Below are 17,941 nucleotides of genomic sequence, written 5' to 3'. Positions count from 1 at the left end.
TTAAAAGTATAAGATGAGGAGGGTTGGTCTCGACAAACTCTAACTCATACATTTATCCCGAACCTCTAACAAACAGGGTAAAATAGGGATTAATCTTCCAGGGAAACTACCATTTTGTCTATGCAAAACGCTCATATTATCGGCTTAGGAAAGTCTGGAAATGCAGCCGCCCGACTCCTGAAATCTCAAGGCTGGCAAGTTACCGTTAGTGATAGCAATACCTCACCCAAATTGCATCAGCAACAAGAGGAATTAATCAAAGAAGGAATTAACGTTAATTTAGGTAAAAATTTTAATCCAGAGACTTCCCCCCATTTAGTTGTGGTTAGCCCTGGGGTGCCGTGGGATATTCCCCCTTTAGAAATCGCCCGTCACCGAGGAATAGAAATTGTGGGAGAAATGGAACTCGCATGGCGAAATCTTAACGCTGTACCTTGGGTGGGAATCACTGGAACGAATGGAAAAACAACAACCACCGCTTTAATTGCAGCTATTTTTAAAGCCGCAGGTTTGAACGCACCCGCCTGTGGAAATATTGGAAATGCAGCTTGTGAATTAGCGCTAGAACAGCAAGAAATTAGAGCTTTAAAAATCGGTAAATCGGTAGATTGGGTGATTGCAGAAGTGAGTAGTTATCAAATCGAATCTTCCTCAACCCTTGCCCCAAAAATTGGAGTCTGGACAACCTTTACACCTGATCATTTAAACCGTCACCATACCTTAGAAAATTACTATAATATCAAAGCAAAACTACTCAAAAACTCGGAAATACAAGTTATTAATGGTGATGATCCTTACTTACGTCAAAATGCTGATCAAGAGTGGAAAAATGCTTGTTGGACAAGTGTTCAAGGAAAATCTAAATTAATAGGCAACCCAGATTTAGGAGTTTATATTGAAAATGATTATATCATTCAAAACCAGCAGAAAATAATTCCCTTAAAAACCTTAAAAATGGTAGGAAAACATAACCTTCAAAACCTATTAATGGCAGTAGCAACCGCACGTTTGGCAGGGATAGAACCTCCAGCAATTGAACAGGCTATTTCTAACTTTCCAGGTGTTCCTCACCGTTTAGAAGCTGTGGGAAGTTGGCAAGATATTAATTGGATTAATGATAGCAAAGCAACAAATTATGATGCCGCACAAGTTGGTTTAGCTGCGGTAGAAGCCCCGGTTATTTTAATTGCTGGAGGTGAAGCCAAAGCCGGAGACGATACCCAATGGTTGCAAACCATTCAAGAAAAAGCCGCAGCAGTCTTGTTAATTGGAGATGCAGCCGAACAATTTTCTCAACGACTTAAACAAGTCAATTATCAAACGGTAGAAATTGTAGAAACGATGGAAAAAGCAATTCCTAAAGCCGCCGAATTAGCCAGTCATTTCTCTGCAAAAGTCGTGTTATTGTCACCTGCTTGTGCGAGTTTTGATCAATATGAAAGCTTTGAACATCGAGGCGATCATTTTCGTCAACTGTGTTTAGAGTTGATCAGTTAATCATAAACTTTCCAATCTTCCGCAGGATTGGTAAAACTTCATAAAGATATTTATTGGCTTGAATCTTGAAGCTGATACCTCTTTTTAAAAGTAAAAACCCGGTGAATCAGAGAAACCGGGTTCTTTAGAACGATAATCTGTATTATTGATTCCCCAAACTATTAACAGAATTTTCCTTAAGTTGTTTGAGTTTCTGAATGTATTTACTCGTTAATTCTTCCCGAGCAATCGTTTTTAAGGTATGGTCTAAATGAGACAATAACAAAGCTTCCGGGTTAATCAACCCAAACCCATAATAAGGATCAAACCCCGGCATTCCTGCATCAGTCGCCGTTTTTCGCAAATGTTCGATTAAATCCGCTTGAGTTTTCACAGGCGTTTTTCCGCCAAAACTCCGATGTTTCGCCAACATCAACGCTACCACTCCACTCACAAAAGGCGTCGCCATCGAAGTTCCACTCAAAACAGCCACTCCTTTTGGTGGAAAAGTCGAAAGAATATTATCTCCGGGTGCGACAAGATCAACCGCTTTACCCCGAGAAGAATACTGAGTAATACGACGAGTTCGATCAATCGCCCCCACTGATAATGTTTCTGGGTAAATCGCCGGATATTCCACTGTTTCTAGGTTAGGGCCGCTATTGCCTGCCGCACAAATCACAAAAATACCCGCTTCAACTGCGGCTTTAATCGCCTCGTGCATTTCATTACTCGGGAGAGGACTTCCCAAACTCATCGAAAGAATATCAGCTTTTTGATCAATTGCCCAACGAATTCCTTTGACAAGCTGCCCGGCGGTTCCATAGCCATTATCACCTAACACTTTACCCACTAACAGTTTAGCTTGAGGCGCGACACCCACCACTCCACCTCGGTTTTGCCGAGCAGCGATAATTCCCGCAACGTGGGTTCCATGTCCGTCTACATCACTTGGCCCAGAAGGACTATTGGTGAAGTCGCGAGCATTTTCCACCGCATCAACAAGTTCTGGATGTCTCAGAGCAACTCCTGTATCGAGAACCGCTACCTTGATCCCTTGACCTTTAGTTTGCTTCCATAAATTGGGGATGGCAAACATTTCTAATCCCCAGTCAACAATTTCCGTCGCAGCAATCAGAACTTGTTCAACTTTGTAAGGAGGTAGGACAAAAATCGGTTCGTCACTCCCAGTTTCAGGCAATTGAGGCACTTGTGAATCCATTAGATTTTCTATTTTTTCAAGAGATTAATACTGAACAACAGTGGCTCAAAGTTGGGAAACCTCAATGCACTGCTATCCACTTCAGAGATTTTTATTACCTTTCAATGCTAATTTCTGCATCCTGAAGTTAAGTGTTCTTTTCTCTTGACTGTGGAGTGATTCAGGATTATTGCTGTATTTTTTGACCTACCGTACTCAACTGCAAAAACCAGAAAAATTTTTACTGAGTATTTCCTGATTAATCAGGTGAACTGCGTAAAAGTATGTATGACTCTAGCTCTAATCTACGTTTGTTGGTAGAAAAGGGGGATGAGTCTATATTTTAGTTCGAGCTAATCTTAGTCTGCTATTTACTCCTAGCTTGCAAGCGAGTTGAGCGTTATGAAATTATCAAATGTAGCATTTTTAACTTTAGCGGCTTTAGTGGCTCAGGACTCTGTAGGCGAGGCTCGTTCTATTCCTGAGAGTTTGTTGTCGAGTTCTTCGGGTATAATTCCTGCTATCGATAGCAAGAGTGATTGGATTGAGAACCTCATATCGCAGCATATACCATCGGTAAGTATGCCGGAAATGGTCATGATTCAGGAGTTTTCTCCGTTGAGATCTCAGTCTACATCGGATCAGGGGTTAATTCTGGCTTCTGCGATTCAACCTTTGACTCCATCCAACGCATTCTCGCAGTCAAATCAACAAAAGCTGAATCAAGTATTGAGTCGAACATGGTTGGCTTTATTGGTTGAAACTTTTTCTGATCAAAATAATTTATCTTCCGAGGTTAATCTAACCCTAGCCGATACAAATTTAGCTCAAAAAATTAGTCCTAATGACGAGAGTGAATCTGATTTTAATCGAACTATTACGCTGCTTAATAGTTTATTGATTATTGGGATATTATCACCTGTCATAACGATGGCATTTTTTTGGTTGGTTCGGCGTTTGGTGATTCGAGAATTGGTCACGGAGGCGAATCGGGGTCTAAATCGGGTTGATGGCTTAGAAGAACAAATGGCTCAATCTCGTCATCAATCTCAGCAGCAAGCCCAACAATTAGAAGCACAAATTAAAGTAACTCAAGACTCTATTAATTTTCTGACACAAGAAGCCTCCGCATCTCAAGCGTCGATTGAGGAATTAAAGCAATTACAGTTAAATTTAATTGAAAGTTTACACAAACTTAAGTCTGATTTTAAGTCTAAAGATCACTCTAATTTAATTCAGTTTCCTGGGGCTAATAATAGTCATAATAATTTACCGAAAAGAAATCAACTAAACTCTAATTTTCCTTCTGAATTTGATTGGAGTTTTCAGTTTAATTCTTCTCCCGACTTGATTGCAGATGATTACCTCAAGCAAGGAGAAGCTTTAAATAACGATAAACGCTATTCAGAAGCTTTAATTTCTTTTGAAAAAGCGGCTAAAATGAATCCTAACTTAGAGGAGGCTTGGTATAATCAAGGTAATATTTTGGTGCGTCTAAATCGTTATAATGAAGCTTTAAAGGCTTATGAAAAGGTTGTACAAATTCATCCTCAAAAATATGAGGCTTGGTATAATCGGGGTAATGTTTTAGTTAAATTGAAGCGATATTCTGAAGCCTTAGAATCCTATGATCATGCTTTAGCGATTCAACCTAATGATGATGAAGCATGGCACAATCGAGGAGCATTGCTGCGTAAATTTAAGCGTTATGACGAAGCTTTAACTTCCTATGACAAAGCATTAGAAATTCAACCCAATAAATATGAAACCTGGCATAATCGTGGGAATGTTTTAGGAAAGTTAAAACGATATGAAGAAGCGATTATCTCTTATGATCGAGCTATTACTATTGATGCTGGAAAACGAGAAGTTTGGTTAAATCGAGCCGTTGCACTGTGTAAATTGAAACGCTACGAACAGGCGATCGCATCTTTTGAACAAGCCATTGGACTCGATCCCACTTCCCCTGAATTATGGAATATGAGAGCATCTTTATTACACCAATTAGGACGATACTCAGAAGCAATTGATTCCTTTGAAAATGCGATTGAACATCAACCCAACTGTTATGAAGCATGGCTCGGTAAAGGTTCAGTTCTCGTACAACTTAAGCAATATTCAGAAGCATTAGAAACTTACGAAAAAGCGATCACAATTCAACCAGAAGCTTCAGAAGCTTGGCGACATAAAGGACTCCTATTTGAAAAACTAGAACAATATCCCGATGCGATCGCCGCCTATGATCAAGCCATCAAACTCCAACCCAATGATGCTGAAGCATGGCGTTTTCGAGGGGCATTACTCTCCAAACTCAAAAACTATCAAGAAGCGATTTCGTCTTTGGGAAAAGCGATTTCTATTCAAAAAGAGTTACGCTCAGTGAAAATAACAGCAACCACAGACCCAACATCAGCTTCTAACAATTAATGAGCAAAATTAGGGATAGAAGAAAACAAAACCATTTAACTTTCCATCCCTAGACTCAAGAAACTTAGGCTGACTCGTGTTGTCTACGCCAGGTTGGATGCCATAAAACCTCAGCCGTTGATCGTTTTTCAACCATTTCCTGAGTGATAATACACCGAACCACATCCTGACGAGAAGGCAACTCATACATCACATCAAGCATTAATTCTTCCAAAATTCCTCGCAATGCTCTAGCACCCGTTTTGCGGCGATAAGCTTCTGCGGCGATCGCGATCATCGCATCCTGTTCAAATTCTAAATTAACATTATCCATTTTCAGCAGCTTTTTATACTGCTTAATCAAAGCATTTTGGGGTTCTGTTAAAATCCGCATCAGTGCTTCTTCATCCAGGGGTGAAATCACCGTTACAACTGGAATTCGGCCAACAAATTCAGGAATCAACCCAAACTTCACCAGATCATCGGGTTCAACGTATTGGAGCAGTTCATCTTGACGTTGAACAGATTTAACTGCTGCATTATTTGCCGTTTCCGAAGATTGAATAAAGCCTAAAGACTTTTTACCCAACCGTTGTTCAATCACTTTTTCTAAGCCGACAAAAGCACCACCACAGATAAATAAAATCTTACTCGTATCAATCTCGATAAAATCTTGGTAAGGATGCTTACGTCCACCTTGAGGGGGAACATTAACAATCGTTCCTTCTAAAATCTTGAGTAGTGCTTGCTGTACCCCTTCTCCAGAAACATCGCGAGTAATCGAAGTATTTTCGCTTTTACGGGAAATTTTATCAATTTCATCAATGTAAATAATCCCGCGTTGAGCCGCTTCAATATCAAAGTCTGCCACTTGTAGCAGTCTCAGCAAGATATTTTCGACATCATCCCCAACATATCCAGCTTCGGTGAGCGTTGTCGCATCAGCCACCGCAAACGGAACATCTAGCTGCTTGGCAAGAGTTTGGGCTAGAAGGGTTTTACCACAACCCGTCGGCCCAACTAACATAATATTTGATTTTTGGAGTTCTACGCCATCATCGAGATTGAGATTGCCACTCAAACTCGATCTATCGAGGCTCAGACGTTTATAGTGATTATAAACTGCGACTGATAATACCTTTTTTGCATCATGCTGACCAATAACGTGATCATCAAGATACTGCTTAATATCAGTGGGCTTGGGGATGTGTTGCAATGAAGGAGTAGTCTGGACTGAACCTGTAGAAAGATAATTAGATTCGACATCCCCAAGTGTAGTTTTAGTCGGATCTGAAAATTCTTCCTCTAAAATTTCATTACAGAGTTCTACACATTCATCACAGATGTAAACACCAGGGCCAGCAATTAACTTGCGAACCTGCTCTTGGGACTTGCCGCAAAAAGAGCAGCGTAAGTGGGAGTCATACCTGGACATATTTGCCTTTTTGTAAACAGTTGCTTGTGGCTTTCCCCGTTGTAAATGATGTGAATTTTGAACAATGGAGCAAATTCGGGGGAATTCTATGGAGGTGAATTACCTCTTACTCTTTCAGTGTACTGTTTATTTGGCTTTTCTGCACCCCACATCCTCTCACTAGAAGGAAGTCTAAGCTTTTTTTAATATCTAGATGCTCAGTTACAAAGCCGAGTGGTTCGGGAAAATCTACCTGGAAGTTGATAGATTTTTTCCCAGTTCCAAGATTCCTCTTTCTTTTGAGAGGATACTTCACTTGGAGAGATTATTGATTGAGTTGCTCGCCATCAGAAGAAGTCTCTCCCGCCACTTCAGGATTTTGTTCAAACCTTTGACGTTGCTTGGCGCGAAATTCTGCTGCTGCATCCTGAATATTATCTTTTTGTTGATCATGAACAGAATTCACATTAAGATCCAAAGTTCCCATTTGCGCCCGATGAATCAGGTTATACATGGTACTTTGATCAATCCCCAAACTCGTTCCATTATCATTATTCTGACTGTTAAAATCCTGAAGCGGATTCAGATTGTTTTGTTGAGCAATACTCTGTTGGGACAACAGCGTTACATTGATTCCAACTGCCGATAGGATTGACATTGCCATCCCCACACCAGATTTGACTTTGAGTTTCATTGCGTTTACCTAAGTCGCTATTTCAAAGGATATACCAATTGACTATATTTTAACCCTCCCGGTTCAGAGAGGGTTACAAACTTGATTAAATTCAACTCAAAAGCTCAACCTATGCAAAGCGACGGCGCAGAAGCGGTTGAATCACTAATAACGCAGCGATCGCAAAGCCAAATAGAACCCCAATCGCACCTCCTAAAGAAATATTAGCAAAAGGTGCTTGCATCACGATACTTCCAAAAGACCAATCGGCGTGTAAATACAAATAACGAATCGGTTCAATCGCATAACTCAACGGGTTCAAGGATGCCACAACTTGTAACCAACCCGGCATAAACGAAAGCGGTGCCAAAGCGGTACTTGCGAATAATAACGGTAAGTTCGTGACAAAAATCACCGCAATTAATTCAACGTGTCCCGGTAACGCAAACGCCAAACCCAGACTTAAACCCGTTACACCCAAAACCAACAGAAACAACATCAACGCAATCAAACCCAACTCAGGAATGCCCGGAAGTCCTGCCCCCAGAAACGCACCAGCGCCTATAATGGCTCCGGTTTGGATAAAACTCATGGTGATAATAAAGATTGCAGAAGCAATCACAATAGAAAAGCGAGTCGTGAGTGGCGCCACCAATAAACGGTTCAAAAAGCCAAATTCCCGGTCAAACATCACAGGTAATCCAGCATTTAAAGCCCCTGCAAAAGCCGTAAACACAATGACTCCTGCACCGAGAAATTGAGCATAATTTTGGCTTTCTCCAAATAAACCTTTCGGTGCATTTTGAAATAACGCCCCAAACAAAATCAACCACATCAACGGCTGAATCACACCCGCCACCAGAGTTGACGGACGACGCTGAAGTTGAATAAACAACCGACGAGTTAACGCCAGAGTTTCTTGGAGAAATTCTCCGACGGGATTCGGTTGAATCGTTTCCCGTTGACTCGGAGATAAACTCAGATTAGATGAATTGGAAGTGGTTGTACCCGTCATATTTACAAGATCTCGTTACAACTTTTTTACAAATTTCAGCAAGACGTTTAATCGATTAATTCTCTCTAAAAACCAATGCCTTCAATGTTGGGGGTTCAGGAGTTCAGAAGTTTAGAATTACCTCTTGCCTGTTGCCTCTCTTGGTGCGCTTTACGCAGAGCGGATGGAACATCGCGCCTAGTCGCACCGCTGTTGCCTGTTCCCTGTTGCCTGTTGCCTAACTTTAACGCATATTCTGTTTTTTCTCCGCTTTAGGGTCACGTAAGGCCACCCCCGCTAGTTCCGCATCCATCAGGGTTCGACCCGTCGCCGCTAGATAAACATCATCCAAACTGGGTCGAGATTGGGCGATCCCAAACGTCGGTAAGTCCGCATCTTTTAACGCCTGTTGTACTGATAACAACGCATCACTTTGAGGTTGAACAACCAAGTTCAGAGAATTCCCTTGGGCGGTATTAATAATGGCTTCAGTCACAAACGGTAAAGATTCGAGGAGAGATTTTGCTTTTTCGGCTTCCTCCCACGGCGAAAACTCCCGAATTCTGAGGGTAATGCGATCGCCTCCAACTTGATCTTTGAGTTGAGAAGGAGTTCCTGTGGCAATCACAACCCCTTGATCAATAATTGCCACGCGATCAGCCAAAGCGTCTACTTCTTCTAAATAGTGGCTGGTAATCAACACAGTTGTTCCCGCTTGACGCAACTGACGCAGAAAATCCCAAACCGCTACTCGGCTTTCGATATCCAAGCCTACCGTTGGTTCATCTAAAACCAACACATCCGGTTGATGGAGAAGGCCGGCCGCCAAGTCGAGACGTTTGCGAATACCGCCGGAATAGGTACCGCTTTTTTGGTCGGCCCATTCTGCTAAACCCAATAAATTGATCGCTTTGGCAATGCGATCTTTAATCATTGGCCGAGGCAGATGGTACAATGCCGCTTGCAGTTGTAGGTGTTCACGACCCGTTAGCACCTTGTCTAAGGCGACTTCTTGAGACACATAACCCAGGCGTTGTCTGGCTTGTCGGGGCTTTTCGACCACATTCACCCCTGAGACTTCCAGACGACCCGAATCCGGAGTGATTAACGTACACAAGGCCCGTAGAGTCGTGGTTTTACCCGCACCGTTGGGGCCGAGTAAACCGAAGATTTCCCCCGGTTTGACCTCCATAGAGACTTCTTTGACGGCCTCTACAGAACCATAACGTTTTTGCAGTTTTTCAATTAAGATGGCAGGTGTCATTTTGCGCTTCTATTGGGGACTGCCTTTGTTGACATCACTTGATATTTTAAGAGATTCAACACAACCCGGAGGGGTTCAACGGCAGACATCAGGTAAGGAAAACCGACTATTCGTTGAGAAAAATTAATTTCTGAGTCGTATAACTACAAGAGTTGATATTTTAGCGAGGTGATTGGGCAAGCTAAGAGTCAGGGGAATTGTGTCTATGTATGGCGCTACGCGCTAGGGAATAGGGAACAGGGAACAGGGAACAGCAGACTATGAAAGGGTTTCAGAATTTAGAAATGTCCTAACCAATTTGCGTAGTGCTATATCTGGTATCCGTCGGGACTCATTTCATTTTCTTTGGTGAATCATTGATCTCACAAGTCCGAATGAGAGTTATGATGGAATCGATAGACCCCATAGGGTGTGAACCCCAAGGCAGACAAAGCATCTACCGATAAAAAACAAAGAGAAGCTGCATCCGTTCACTTTAGAGTTGAGGTTACTGCTCAAGATGCTGAGAACAAAAGGTAAACTGTCACAGAATATAGATTTTGATTCAGAGCGATTCAAACAAACAGGGCTGCATCTTGAGGATTTCACAGACAGCATTTGTTTTGATCAATTATTTTGAAATCATTCTCCTGAAGGAAGTTCTGTCTAATGAGCCGGATTTTGATCGCTGAAGATGAACCTCGTATCGCTGCCTTTTTAGAGAAAGGGCTAAAAGCCAACGGCTTTACTATTACAGTCGCCAATGATGGCCTTGATGCTTTACAAAAAGCATTGGGAAGTCAATTTGACTTGCTTATCCTGGATTTAAATCTTCCTCATCAGGATGGCTTTCAAATCTTGAAACAGTTACGGGGCCAGGGAGAGAAAGTACCCATCATTATCTTAACCGCTCGTGATGATATCGAAGATAAGGTTGCAGGTTTGGAAGAAGGCGCCGATGATTATGTCACTAAGCCCTTTCGCTTTGCGGAGTTGTTAGCGAGAGTACGCGCCCGCTTACGTCATCAGACTCTCTCACCTGTTAAAGAGGAACGGGTATTAACCGCAGGGGATATTTTGCTAGACTTGTATACTCGTCAAGCCCAAGTCGCTGATTGTCCCATCAAACTGTCAGCTAAAGAATTTCAGCTTCTGGAAACGTTGATGCGTCATCCTGAACAAGTGATGAGTCGAGAACAACTCCTTGATCGCGTTTGGGGTTATGATTACGATCCCGGATCGAATATTGTTGATGTTTATGTTGGATATTTACGGAAAAAATTGGGCGGGAATCGCATTGAAACCGTTAGAGGAATGGGTTATCGCCTTTGCCCCTAAGATCAAAGAATATTGAGGAACCTAACTTTAAAAATTACGTCTCCGATAGAAGGGTTCTGACTTCAGGATTCGGATCAGATTCGCTAAAACTTGTGACCCTAACAATCTTCTGAAATCTATCGAAAGATAGAGACTGAAGCTCGATTAATGCTGTAGTTTTTTTGCTTCTTTTTACAAGAAACTTTACAATTCATCAACTTTTCTTTTCAAGTCATTCCTACTCATAAATTTCAATATAAACAGGAGTGACTTATTTTCGTATTGCACAAATTTTGGATGACACAATTATCACTTGCAGACCTCAGTATAATTACGTAAATTCCCCTAGTTAATTCTAACTATCACTTAGGTTTTAAGGCTAAAATCCCTGTTAAAACGTCATTGCAAGCCTTTTTCTTATCGATTTAAAAGTTCAGTATTTTAACGGATGCCACTATTCATTCCAGATGTAACAATTGAGTGTATGGGTTGAATAGGAATCATAAAAAACTTCTCATCTGACCCTCATAGAGATCTTAAAAGTGTTTATTAGAATCAGGGTAGAGAACAAAAAGTTCGGTGTGAGACCTCAGATGAAATTATAAAAGATGAGAGCTTACAACTTAAAGCAGAAAGGAGGCAACAAATTTATGCTTGCAACTCAGACAATAAAAACTAAACTCTGAGTCTTTATTAACCCAACAAACCCTTATAGTCTGACTGAAGTTGAGAGGGGAGAAGTAAATCCCTTTCAGTCACTAATCTACAGATTTTTTTCAGTAAAGTTTTTGCAATTTAAGTAGAGGATTCTAGCTATGGACGACTTAATTATGGACGACTTGATTTTAGACCCTTTAACAGGCCTTCCTGTAAACGAAGAAACCCAAACCATCCCCACAGAAACCGTTGAGTCTGTTGATGTGGTAACGGGAGATGATGACATGGAAGACATGGACAACATGGACAACATGGATGACATAGAAGACATGGACGACATGGAAGACATGGAAGACATGGACGAACCTGTAGATGTCACCTCAGACGACATGGACAACATGGACAACATGGACAACATGGACGACATGACCCCCATCCCCGTTGAACCTGATGGCGGAATTGGAGACGGCGCAGGCCCCATTTCTGAACTTCCCGAAGAAGGGGTACAAACCGGAGTTGAAATGGATGATACAGAAGCAACAGATGATATCCTAGACGAATTATTTGATGTAGACGCTTACCTAGAATTCAACTCCGACATCAAGACCCTAGTAGAAGCAGGTCAACTGGATGCGAAAGCCCACTTCATGGAGTTTGGTAAATTTGAAGGTCGGGAATTTAGTTACTCTTTTAATATCACCGAATACGCCGAGAAAAACGTTGATGTCTCTCAAGTTGTCAGTCGTCAGAGTTTACTCTCACACTTCCTCGAATTTGGTTTAGAAGAGGGACGGGAGTTTAACAGCTTATTTAGTGTCAAGAAATACCTAGAAAAGAACACTGACATCGATAACGTCTTCCAAGGTCAAGGTAAATTTGTAAGTGGTTTCCGTCACTTCCTCAAATTTGGACAATACGAACAACGCGAATGCGGTGACTTCTTTAAACCGAGTGAATACCTCAGCTTGAACTCTGATTTAGAATCCTTTGTTCAAGGTGGTCAATTCAGTCTGTTTAAGCATTTTAATAAGTTTGGTAAAAAAGAAAGACGGGAATTTAGCAACTTCTTTAAAGTTAGCGAATACCTACAACTGAACCAAGAACTCGTTGATTTTGTTCAGTCGGGTCAAATTACAGCCGTTGACCACTGGTTACAGTTTGGACGCCTTGAAAATCGTGAATTTAGCTTCTCATTCTCAGTTTCTAAAGTTCTAGAAGTTCTCGGAATTTCCACCCTCGCTGAGTTAGATATCGAACAATTAGTTGAGTCTATTGTTAGCAACTTCAACTTAATTGCGACAGGCGATGATAACACCGACGGTAACGATATTCCTGTTGATGGTGGTGATGATAACGTTGATGATGGTAGCGACGACCAAGACGACAATCAAGACGACAATCAAGACGACAATCAAGACGACAATCAAGACGACAATCAAGACGATGATAATACCGACGATGGTGATGTAATCGCAGGAGATAATAGCGACGACTCCGACGTGGGTAGTGAAGGTGGCGACGATATTGTGGGAGAAGTTCCTGATGTGAATGTTCCCGATGATGTGAATGTTCCCGATGAGGGTGAAACTCCCGATAATGGTGAAACTCCCGATAATGGTGAAACTCCCGATAACGGTGAAACTCCCGATAACGGTGAAACTCCCGATAACGGTGAAACTCCCGATGAGGGTGAAACTCCCGATGAGGGTGAAACTCCCGATGATGTAGAACCCCCATCTAACGTTTATCTAGATGTCAAAGTTGTTAAAGGTAACGCTAACCTGCTTGAACAACTCGGTATCGACAGCGAAATTAGCAACGCAGAACTACAAGACTTGTTAGTCACAAAAGACTTGGCTGACCTGAAAGGAGTCAAACTTTCTAAGTTCTTTGATGTTGATAAACTGTTGAAGGAATTTGACGCTGAACTCAAAGATTTCTTCTCCGTTGAATCTGTTGAAGGACTGAAGTTAGGCGATTTAATCAAGTTCGTTCAAGACGAAGTTGTCGGTAAAGGTAAGAGTCCTTCCCCGAAAGTTAACTTTGATTATCTCAAAGCCATTCATGGTGAAGAACTAACTGAAGAACTGGGAGAAAATGCAACTCCTGAACAAATTCTTGAATATCTCGAAGAAAAAGGAATTAAAGAAGGTAAAAATACTTCTGCTTTCTTAGACTTCAAATTCATCAAGAAACAATACGGCGACAAGATTCGCGAAGAAGTTGATGTTGAGAATACCAGCGAACTCAGTGATGAAAATATTCTCGATAGTGCCAACTTAGAAATTGAGGTTGATGTTGACTACTGCAAGGTTAAATATGCGGAACAACTCGCTCAATTCTACAGTGTTGAAATCGAGGCAGTCAGCAGCTTAGAAGTTTCTCAAATTAAGTTCTTTGTTCTTGACCAAGAGTTAAGCAGTTCTGAAATTGACTTCAAGAAACTGCGGAAAGAATTTAAGAAAGAATTCAAAGAATTTGAGAAAGATGTCAAAGACTTCTTCAAAGGTGGAGTTAAAGACCTTGATGACTTAACTGATGGTCAACTCAAAGCCTTCTTAAAAGGCGAAGGTTTAAAACTTGGAATCTTGAAACAAGTTGTTGATGTTGAATACCTCAAAGATGTCTACAAAGAAGCTTTAGAAGTTCAATTCGGTACAGATGTTACCGTTGATGAAACCTTGGAATTTGTCTTCGGTGGAAAGCATCCCTTCATCGATGAAAAATGGGTTCGCAAGCAATTTAAAGATGAACTGAAAGATTTTGCAGAGTCTATTGGTAAGAAAGAAAAAGACCTAACTCTCGAAGACCTCAAAAAATACTTCTTGGCTGATAACTTTGAACCCGAACAACAACTCTCTGCATTCCAAATTGAAGTTTATCGCACGGAAAATGCTTCAGCACTGACCAGTTTCTTTGAAGTTAGCAACGTTGGTTTAATCAGTTCCGAACAAGTCTACAAGTACATGGTTACGGTTGGCTTGGAACAAGGAATTGACCTTTCAACTTACATCGAAGAAGAAACAGTCGAAGTTTACCGCCAAGAGTTCGCTGAAAAAATCGCGGCTTTCTACAACATTGAAGTCACCGAAGTTAGCACACTTGATGCCAAGGTTGTCATTGATTTTGTAGTCGGTGGTTTGTCTCAAGATATTGACTATGACTACTTCCGTCACACCTTTGAAGGCGATGTTCAAGCCACCTTTAATGTCGAGTCTATTACCGAAGTTAGCAAACTGCAAATTGTTCAATACCTCTACGAACAAGAAGGCGCCGTTGATGTCAGTCAGTTAAACTGGTTCGATAGCAAAGAATTCAAAGGTAAATTTGGTGAAGACCTCGAAAAAGAACTGAAAAAGTTCTACAAGGATGTCGATGATATCTCTGAACTTTCCTCTCATCAAATCTTCAAGTTTGCAGTTGAACACAGCGAACAATTTAGCTTAGAAGGATTGGTTGACCTCGAATACGTTAAAGCCACTTACGCTGCTGCGATTGCGGAAGCACTCGATGTTGACATCGCCGCTATTACAGGTGAAGAAGTGGTGATGGTTTCTGACAGTGAAATTCTCGACTTCTTGGCGGAAACAAATGTTACTGCTATCGCTGAATATGCGGAAGTTACTGAAGCTGAAGTCACTGATGAATTAGCAACAGAATGGTTTACTCAGTCGAATGTTGTCAGTGTTGAACATGGAGAACAAGACGTTAATTATGACTTCGTTCGCTATCAACTGACTCAGGTTATCACTGAAGAAAATCTCAGCAGTGTTGCAGAAATTCTAGACGTTGAGTTAACGACTGTCGAGGATATTGATAGCCTGACTGACGAACAAGTTGCTCAGTTAATTGCTGATAGTGAGTTCGAGGGAATTCTGGGTGAAGAAACAACAATTGAACCGGTACCGACCGAGTTTAACTTAGAGTTTGTTGTCTCTGTCTACGGTGAAGATATTATTACCGCTCTTAGCTTAGAAGCGGATGCTGAAATCACCGAAGCACAAGTTATTGAATACTTCAGCACAACTTTCGCAACCGACATTGAAACGTTCGTTGCGGAAAATAGCGAAGGCGATGATGTAGTCGGAGACGAAGGTGATGATACTGCTGTCGGTGATGAAGGTGATGATACTGTTGAACCTCCAACTGATGATGGAACCACTGACGACGGAACTACCGATGACGGAACTACCGATGACGGAACTACCGATGACGGAACTACCGATGACGGAACTACCGATGACGGAACTACCGATGACGGAACTACCGATGACGGAACAGAAGAAGCTTCCTTCACCGATGCGGATGTTCTAGAATACATCAAACAACTCGATGTTGAGACTGTCGCTAAATCAGTTGAAGTTGATGAACAGTATGTTGAGTTCCAACTGAGTGGTTTAGTTGAAGCAGGAACCGTTACCCTCGAACAAATTAATACCATCCTCGAAGTTGAAGTTACCACTGTTGATGAATTGACTGCTCAACAACTGGTTCAACTCTCCGGAAGTGAAGGATTTGAAAGCGTCGAACTCAAACTGGTTCAGTCTGAAATTGACTACGAATATATTCGTCAAACTCAGACAACCGAACTTGCTGAATTCACCGAAGTCTCAGAAGACAATGTTCTGCGCGGTGAAGTGACTCCTCTGACGGATGCGGACATTCTCGATGGTTTGGATGAAACTTTCGCTAACCTCGATGTTCACTACCTGAAATATCAAATTTCGCAGTTAACTGTTGAACAACAAACTCAATTGTTCGCAGACTTGGAAATTGAAGTCACTGACATCTCTCAACTCGATGTTAAACAGGTGATTGATATTGGCTTCAGTCGCGACTTCAAAGAAATCCTTGAAGTTGAGAAGGTACAATACAGCGCTATCGACCTCGACAAATACCGTAAAGAGAACGCTGAACAAATCGCCGAATTCTATCACGAAATGGATGATGATTCTGAAATGGATGATGACTCTGAAATGGATGATGATTCTGAAATGGATGATGATTCTGAAATGGATGATGACTCTGAAATGGATGATGACTCTGAAATGGATGATGACTCCGATGAAATGGATGATGACTCCGAAATGGATGATGACTCCGAAATGGATGATGATTCCGATGATGACGTAGGTGACAATATGGATGACACCGACGACATGGAAGACGGAGATGGTGATATCGCCTCTATCCCCGATAAGGACTTAATCAAGTTCATGTTCGGTAAGGGATGGAAAAACGGAATCAACCCGCTTGACTGTGTGGATGAAGACTACCTGAAAGAAGAATTTAAACATGAACTCGCTGAACGGTTTGAAATAGCGGTTGAACAAGTTGCAGAACTTCCTTCTGAGATGGTTGTCGGTGGTTTGTACAGCAAGTTTGTAGCGGAAGAAGAAGTCGATGTCGAGTTCTACAAATCCACTCAAAAGAGCGTTTTAGAAACCAATTACGGTGTCTCGGTTAATGAACTCAGCGAAAGCCAAATTGTTGAACACGCTTCAACTTACGGCTTGGCGAATAACTTAGAATTGTCTGCGGTTGATGTTCACGGATTTATCGGAGAATATCAGTCAGAAATCGCTGAACACTTCGATATTTCTGTTGAACAAGTTGCCGAACTTGATGTTTCAGTGGTCAAGGGCTTTATCCTCGAAACGGCTTCTGAAATCGGACTGGATGTTCAAGAGTTTGTTAACGTCGATTACTATCGCGGTTTAGGTGAAGAACTGGTTGAAAACTACCGGGTTGAACAGGTTTATTCTTTCAACTACGAAGCGGCTTTCAACTACACCGAAACGCAAGGTGTCAGCACTTCTTCTCTGTTAGATACGGAGTGGTTCAAACAAGAAAATGCTGCGTTAATTGAGGAAAACAAAGCAGAACTTGATACTGATGAAAGTGGTGAGGTTGAAGATGATGAGTTAATCGGTGGAATGCAGGGTCAATTCCTCGAAGATGGAGTTGAAACTGATGATTCCTACGACATTGATGAATACATCGAAAACAATGGTGATAAGCTGACCAATTTCTACGGTAAGCCTCTCGATGAAATTACTAACCGTCAGGTTGTTGAGTTTGGTTTCGGTGCAGGTTTAGAAGAGGGTATTGACCCCTATAGCGATGAATTCTTGGCTGAAAATCCTGAGTTAGAATTGGATAACTTTATCAGCACAAATGCTTCAGAGTTGACTCAATTCTACGGGGTTCAAGAAGTGACTCAAATCAACTTCTATCAAGCCTTTGAGTATCAAGTTTCCTTCGGTTTAGTTGGTGCGACAACTACTAATTCTTCTGAAGGAATTGTTTAACGGCTAACCCCTTTCTCGACCTTCCTAGTTCTACTGGGGAGGTGAGAAAACCCCTCTCGTCACAACTCGTTTAAAATCAATGAGGTGTTCGGTCTTCTGACTTGACACCTCATTTTACAGTTATCTGTTATCCGTTATCCTCTCACTCTAAGTCAAACCTGCGCGTCTTAAAAATTCGCGTGCTAAACTCACTAATGACAATTCTGTCTGAAGTCCTAAACTATAGAATAAAATTTCTATTGTCCGAGA

The 17,941-nt window shown here is 41.5% G+C and carries 9 protein-coding genes; 4 read left to right on the top strand and 5 right to left on the bottom strand.

Features of this window, described 5'->3' with window-relative positions:
* Nucleotides 1-120: 120 nt before the first annotated feature.
* Nucleotides 121-1,497, top strand: coding sequence for a UDP-N-acetylmuramoyl-L-alanine--D-glutamate ligase (gene murD / locus L8106_RS13200; protein WP_009784817.1), 1,377 nt, complete (start codon nt 121-123; stop codon nt 1,495-1,497).
* A gap of 142 nt (nt 1,498-1,639) precedes the next feature.
* On the opposite strand, the gene L8106_RS13195 is transcribed toward murD, so the two are convergent.
* Nucleotides 1,640-2,698 carry a S8 family peptidase gene (locus L8106_RS13195; RefSeq protein WP_009784816.1) on the bottom strand — a complete coding sequence of 353 codons (1,059 nt, stop codon included), beginning with the start codon at nt 2,696-2,698 and terminating at the stop codon, nt 1,640-1,642.
* Nucleotides 2,699-3,079: 381 nt separating this feature from the next.
* On the opposite strand from L8106_RS13195, the gene L8106_RS13190 reads away from it, so the two are divergent.
* Entirely contained in the window at nt 3,080-5,104 is a 2,025-nt protein-coding gene (locus L8106_RS13190) for a tetratricopeptide repeat protein (RefSeq protein ID WP_156803666.1), read from the top strand.
* Nucleotides 5,105-5,168: 64 nt separating this feature from the next.
* On the opposite strand, the gene clpX is transcribed toward L8106_RS13190, so the two are convergent.
* From clpX to L8106_RS13165, 4 genes are all read right to left on the bottom strand, one after another.
* Nucleotides 5,169-6,518: an ATP-dependent protease ATP-binding subunit ClpX gene (clpX, locus tag L8106_RS13185; protein ID WP_009784814.1), complete on the bottom strand. Its 1,350-nt coding sequence runs from the start codon at nt 6,516-6,518 to the stop codon at nt 5,169-5,171.
* A 304-nt stretch (nt 6,519-6,822) separates the two neighbouring features.
* Nucleotides 6,823-7,191 carry a hypothetical protein gene (locus L8106_RS13175; protein WP_009784812.1) on the bottom strand — a complete coding sequence of 123 codons (369 nt, stop codon included), beginning with the start codon at nt 7,189-7,191 and terminating at the stop codon, nt 6,823-6,825.
* A gap of 109 nt (nt 7,192-7,300) precedes the next feature.
* Nucleotides 7,301-8,185 (bottom strand): ABC transporter permease, encoded by an 885-nt coding sequence (locus tag L8106_RS13170; RefSeq protein WP_009784811.1) that lies wholly within the window; start codon nt 8,183-8,185, stop codon nt 7,301-7,303.
* A 223-nt stretch (nt 8,186-8,408) separates the two neighbouring features.
* The gene (locus tag L8106_RS13165) at nt 8,409-9,428 is read right to left on the bottom strand and encodes a daunorubicin resistance protein DrrA family ABC transporter ATP-binding protein (RefSeq protein WP_009784810.1); all 1,020 of its coding nucleotides are present in this window, start codon (nt 9,426-9,428) and stop codon (nt 8,409-8,411) included.
* A gap of 648 nt (nt 9,429-10,076) precedes the next feature.
* Between L8106_RS13165 and L8106_RS13160 the strand changes: the two genes are divergently transcribed.
* Nucleotides 10,077-10,745, top strand: a complete 669-nt coding sequence (locus L8106_RS13160) for a response regulator transcription factor (protein WP_009784809.1) — start codon at nt 10,077-10,079, stop codon at nt 10,743-10,745.
* 794 nt (nt 10,746-11,539) lie between these two features.
* Nucleotides 11,540-17,692 carry a hypothetical protein gene (locus L8106_RS33635; protein WP_009784808.1) on the top strand — a complete coding sequence of 2,051 codons (6,153 nt, stop codon included), beginning with the start codon at nt 11,540-11,542 and terminating at the stop codon, nt 17,690-17,692.
* The last annotated feature ends 249 nt before the right edge of the window (nt 17,693-17,941 follow it).

The organism is Lyngbya sp. PCC 8106 (assembly GCF_000169095.1).
Taxonomy (GTDB): domain Bacteria; phylum Cyanobacteriota; class Cyanobacteriia; order Cyanobacteriales; family Microcoleaceae; genus Capilliphycus.
This window is presented reverse-complemented; position numbering and strand designations above follow the sequence as displayed.